The 5260-nt window shown below is 65.9% G+C and carries 6 protein-coding genes; all 6 read right to left on the reverse strand.

Annotated elements, in window-relative coordinates; genetic code table 11:
* A partial coding sequence (locus ACN5KJ_RS20445; protein ID WP_418596038.1) for a bifunctional 5-dehydro-2-deoxygluconokinase/5-dehydro-2-deoxyphosphogluconate aldolase occupies positions 1–1511 on the reverse strand: 1511 nt, incomplete at its 3' end.
* A 29-nt stretch (positions 1512–1540) separates the two neighbouring features.
* On the reverse strand, positions 1541–1822 hold the full coding sequence (locus ACN5KJ_RS20450; protein ID WP_418596040.1) for a putative quinol monooxygenase: 282 nt from the start codon (positions 1820–1822) through the stop codon (positions 1541–1543).
* 58 nt (positions 1823–1880) lie between these two features.
* Positions 1881–2822 (reverse strand): sugar phosphate isomerase/epimerase family protein, encoded by a 942-nt coding sequence (locus tag ACN5KJ_RS20455; RefSeq protein ID WP_418596042.1) that lies wholly within the window; start codon positions 2820–2822, stop codon positions 1881–1883.
* A 14-nt stretch (positions 2823–2836) separates the two neighbouring features.
* Positions 2837–3838, reverse strand: coding sequence for a Gfo/Idh/MocA family oxidoreductase (locus ACN5KJ_RS20460; RefSeq protein ID WP_418596044.1), 1002 nt, complete (start codon positions 3836–3838; stop codon positions 2837–2839).
* Positions 3835–4737, reverse strand: a complete 903-nt coding sequence (locus ACN5KJ_RS20465; RefSeq protein WP_418596046.1) for a sugar phosphate isomerase/epimerase family protein — start codon at positions 4735–4737, stop codon at positions 3835–3837. Before ACN5KJ_RS20465 ends, ACN5KJ_RS20460 begins: the two co-directional genes overlap by 4 nt.
* Positions 4738–4791: 54 nt before the next feature.
* Positions 4792–5260: Gfo/Idh/MocA family oxidoreductase (locus ACN5KJ_RS20470; RefSeq protein ID WP_418596048.1), on the reverse strand; the 469-nt coding region annotated here is incomplete at its 5' end.

Genomic DNA, 5260 nt, shown 5'->3' on the forward strand with positions numbered 1-5260 from the left:
ACCTTCGACGGGATCACCTCGAGCAGGAATTCGAGCCCATTGCGCCGCGCCGCCGTCCAGAGCGCCTTGACCTTCGCCTCCTGGTGGGCCCGCGTTTCGGCATCGTCATCGGGGTGGCAGAAGACCAGCAGCTTGACCACGTTCTCCCGCGCCCATTCGCGGAACTGGCCCATGTCCTCGCCCAGCTCCGGCTCGAAGCGGATGGGGCGCGAGCCCGGCAGCTCGGTCGGCCGCCCGATCCACAGGCCGGAGCCGGAGGCCGCGTGAAGCGCCGCCCGCCCGATGCGGTTGTCGCAGAGAATGCCGTAGCCCCCCTGTCCGTCCTGCACCTGCATCGCCGCCTGAAGGCACAGCGCCTTGAACGCGCCGCCCTTCTCGAGGGTGTATCCCTCCATCTCCTCGAGCTGCATCCGGTGATCGAAAGCAAAGGTCCGCACCGTCGACCAGTCACCATGCCGGTTGGTCGCCCAATGGACCTGTTCCAGCGCGGCATCGTTGCGCAGATCGGGGCGCTTGACGCCTCTTTCGAAGAAGAACTGCAGCTCGTCCCAGGACGGATAGGCCGGGGTGCAGCCATGGCGCGACACCGCGAAGGCCCCGCAGGCATTGGCGTACTTCAGGGCCACCGGCCAGCTTTCGCCGTCAAGCCAGCCCTTGAGCAGCCCGCTCATGAAGCCGTCACCTGCGCCCAGCACGTTGAACACCTCGATGGGAAAGCCCGGCCCCGAGACGCCATCATCAAGGCTGTCCGGGATGTCGCCTTCGAAGGCCACCGCCCCCATGGGCCCGCGCTTGCAGACCAGCGTGGCCTTCGACACCGCCCGCACCGCGCGCAAGGCCGCAACCGTATCGGTGGAGCCGCCCGCGATGTGGAATTCCTCTTCGGTGCCGACGATCAGGTCGAAGAAATGCAGGCTTTCCTGAAGCTTGGCCGTGACCTTGGCGCTTTCGACAAAACGGCTTTCGCCGTCGCCATGGCCCGCCACGCCCCAGAGGTTCGGACGGTAGTCGATGTCCAGCGCCGTCTTCAGCCCGTTCACGCGGGCGATCCGCAGTGCCTTCAGCACCGCCGCCTCGGTGCGCGAATGGCTCAGATGCGTCCCTGTCGCCACCACCGAGCGCGACCGCGTCAGCAGCGCCGCGTCGATGTCATCCTCGCACAGCGCCATGTCGGCACAGTTCTCGCGGTAGAAGATCAGCGGGAACTGCTCTTCGTCGCGGATGCCCAGCAGCACCAGAGCCGTCAGCCGCTCCGGGTCCGTCGCGACGCCGTCGACACAGACCCCGTGGCGCAGCAGCTCTTCGCGAATGAAGCGCCCCATGTGCTCGTTGCCGACGCGGCTGATCAGCCCCGAGCGCAGACCCAGCCGTGCCGTGCCGCAGGCCATGTTGGTCGGAGAGCCGCCGATATACTTGTCGAAGGACCCCATATCCTCCAGCCGCCCGCCAACCTGCGAGCCATAGAGATCCACCCCGGCGCGCCCGATGGTGATTACGTCCAGATCTGCCATGTTCTTTCCCCCTCGCAGGCGTCTTGCGGTCAGGAGACGTTGATCGTCTCGAAAGTGAAATTGCGGTGGAACCGCTCGTGGAAGGCGATGAAACCCTTCGTGTGCTGCTGCTCCATGTGGAAGCCATGCGCCGCCTCATCCGCCCAGGTCTCGACAAAGACGAGACGGTCCGGATCATCGGTGCAGGTATAGAAGTCATAGCCGATGCAGCCCGGCTCGGCCCGCGTGGCGGCCTGCGCCCCGGGCGCACGTTCGAGGATCCTCGAACGCGTGCCGGGTTGGCAGTCGATGGTTATGATGAACTTGTACATCAGCCTGTCCTGTCGTGATCCCGGACGGAACACCGGTGCCCACTTTTCCTGGGATCGCTTACCGGATGATCGTCGCCTGAAGCGCGTCGATGGAAGACCGGATGCCCGCTTCGGTGGACATGGTGAAATCCTCCATTTCCAGCGAGACCCAGCCGTCGTAGCCCATCATGCCGACTACCGAGAAGAACTCCTTCCACCATTGCAGGTCATGCCCCGCACCGACGGCGACGTAGTTCCAGGCGCGGTTGGCGACATCGGTGACCTCCTTCATCTCCAGCAGGCCGTTCACGTCACACAGGCCGCGCTCGATGCGGGTGTCCTTGCCGTGAACATGGTGGATCGCCGGGCCAAGCGCGCGGGCGACGGCAATCGGGCAGGCCCCCTTCCAGAAGAGATGCGAGGGGTCGAGGTTCATGCCGACCATGTCGCCGACCTCGTTCCGCAGGCGGAACAGGGTCTCGGGGTTCCAGACCAGCATGGCCGAGAAATTCTCGAGCGCGATCTTCTCGACGCCCATCTTGCCCGCGTGCTCGACCAGGCCGTGCCAATAGGGGAACGCGCGGTCCTCCCACTGGTATCGGTCGCGCTCGGGCATCTCGTCCGGCCAGCTCTTGGTATAGGTCAGCCAGTTCGGCACCGTGTCGCCGGCGGCGGCCTCCGGCAGGCCCGACATGGTGACGATCTTCCTGACGCCGATCTCTCCGGCGAGAGTGAAGGTCTCCTCGATCTCCTTGCGATGCTTCTCGCCGAGGTGACCGGGGTCGAGCGGGTTGCCCGAGCAGTTGAGCGCGGCGATGGTCAGGCCACGCGCCTCGATCTCGGCAAGGCGGCGGGACAGCTCACTCCGGTCGGCCAGAAGCGTCTCGGCGCGGAAATGCGGCGCGGGCGACCAGCCTCCGCCAGTCATCTCGATGCCCTCGACGCCCAGCGCGACGCATTTGTCGAGCATGTCGGTGAAGGACAGGTCGCCCATCACGTCGGTGCAGATGGAAAGTTTCATTGTCGGGTTCCTGCTCAGGCGTAAAGCGCCGGTTTCTCGATCATGCTGATGACTTCGTGCCCGCCGCTGTCCACGGCGCGCAGCGCGGCGTCGGCCACCAGGGTCGAGGCATAGCCGTCCCAGGCCGACGGCCCGGTCGCGGTGCCCTGCCCCGCGGCAACGATCCATTCGCGGAATTCCTGGTCGTAGGCCTCGATGAAGCGCTCGCGCCAGTCCTCGGGGATCGCCTGCCGAATGCCGAACTGGTCGGACACCACCGTCGCGGGCCGGTTCGGCAGCGCGGCAACGCCGCTCTCGCAAGAGACCTCGCCGCGGATGTCGTAGCCGTAGGCGATATTGACCGAGATCTCGACGATCACGATGGCCCCCGACGCACAATGCAGCAGCACGATGGTGGGATCGCGCAGGTCCTTGCCGACGGTCGAGCGGCGCGGCAGCCGCACCTCGACGCCGGTCACCTCGTCCGAAAGCAGCCAGCGCGAGATATCCGCATCATGCACCAGCGTGTCGTTGAGCGGCATATCCGAGGTGTAAAGCCCCTCGGGCACCGAGGCATTGCGGTGCACCGACTTGTACATCAGCGGCGCGCCAAGGCTGCCGGTGTCGATCACCGCCTTGAGGCGACGGTAGTCGGCGTCGAAGCGGCGCATGAACCCCACCTGCACGAGGCGGCGGCCAAAGGCGGTTTCCGCCTCGATCACGCGCAGGGCGGCGTCTTCGCTGGTAACCATGGGCTTTTCGCAGAACACCGGCTTGCCCGCGTCGATGCAGGCCAGCAGCTGTTCCTCGTGCGCAGGCCCCCACGAGCAGATCACCACCGCATCCACCGTGTCGGACGCAATCAGCGCCTTGGGGTCATCGAACACCGCCGCCCCCTCGGGCGCGGCCGCCTCGGCGCGTTCGCGCGAGATATCGGCCACTGCCGTGACCGCCACGCCGCTCAGCACCTGGGTGAGGCGGCGGATATGGTCCTGACCGATCATGCCGGTCCCGATGACTCCGACCTTCAGGCTCATTTGCCCACTCCGTATTTCTCGACGTAACGCTTGGTTTCGGCCAGCATGAAGCGCGCGCTGTCTTCGGCGCGGTCTTCCCAGCCGAAGACGCAGTTCGACAGGACGCCATCGAACTTGAGGTCGGCGAGGGTCTTGAAGAACAGATCCCAGTCGATCTCGCCCTGGCCGTAATCGAGGTGCTGGTGCACCCGGACCTTGGATTCCGGCGGGTTGACGATGTAGCGCAGCTCGGACGACTTGTTGTGATCGTAGGTATCCGCAAGCCGCACATGTTCCAGCAGCCCGGCGGTGGCGCGCAGGTTCGCCTCCATGTCGGGGCCGTAGAAGAAGGTGTGCGGCGCGATGAAGGACGCGCGCACCATCGGCGAATTGATGGTCTTGATGATGTCGATGGCGGGGTGGATCTCCTCGATCCAGTCCTCGGGGTGCGCTTCGAGCGACAGCTTGATGCCCTCGCGCTCGAGGATGGGCACCAGCACATCCATCGCCTTGAAGAACTGGCCCTCGCAGACCTCGGGGCGGTGGATGCCGGAGGTGTCGTTCAGCGAGCGGTTGGGCGATCCGCCCCGACCGAATTCCGACACGAACATCGGGCATTCCAGCTCGACCGCGAACTCGATGGCGCGCTTCCAGTTGTCGATCGCCATGTCCCATTCATCGGCATAGGGCGAGGCCCAGCGGTACATCGGCTGGATCGTGGCAAGGCCGACATCGTGGTCCTTCAGCGCCTTTTTGAAGGATTGGATGCGCTCGGGGTAGAGCTTGGGCCGTGTCCACCATGAGAAGAAATCGGGGCGCGGCGACATCTCGACGCAATCATAGCCCAGCTCGGCGACCTTGCGGATCGTATCCTCGAGCGACAGGTGCCGGATCATGTGGGGGTCGAGGGTGTACTTCATGATGTCCTCCCAGAGGGTCGTTGTCGGGCCGCGCCTCCTCTGGCGCGGAGTGGTTCAAAGGGCGACCGAGGCGCCGATCTCGGCGCTGCGGCGGGCGGCATCCAGCACCGCGATGGTGCGCGATGCCTCGGTGGCGGTGACGGGCGGCGGAGTGCCGTCGGCGACCGCCTTGGCGAAAGCGGCGTAGTAATCGTGGTAGCGGCCTTGCTGCGCGGGCAGGCGTTCGTCGCCATTGCCGACGCGCAGGACGGGCCAGTTCGCCTCGGGCTCGTAGCCCCAGTTTTCCGGGTCGTCCGCCGGGCGCTCCCCGGCGAAAAGCTGCTGTGCCTGCACGTCGGTGGCCTGGCTGGTGAAGCTGCCCTTCGCGCCGTAGGCCCGCAGCTCGCGCAGGTGCAGGTGGTTGCACTTGGAGGCGTTGATATGGCTGTGCGCGCCGCCCTCGTGGCGCAGGGTGATGGTGAAGCTGGCGTCGGTCCGCCCCTCGGGCAGGTCGAGGTGATCCATCTGGCAATCGACCGATGCA

This window comes from Ponticoccus sp. (in: a-proteobacteria) (genome assembly GCF_048381735.1).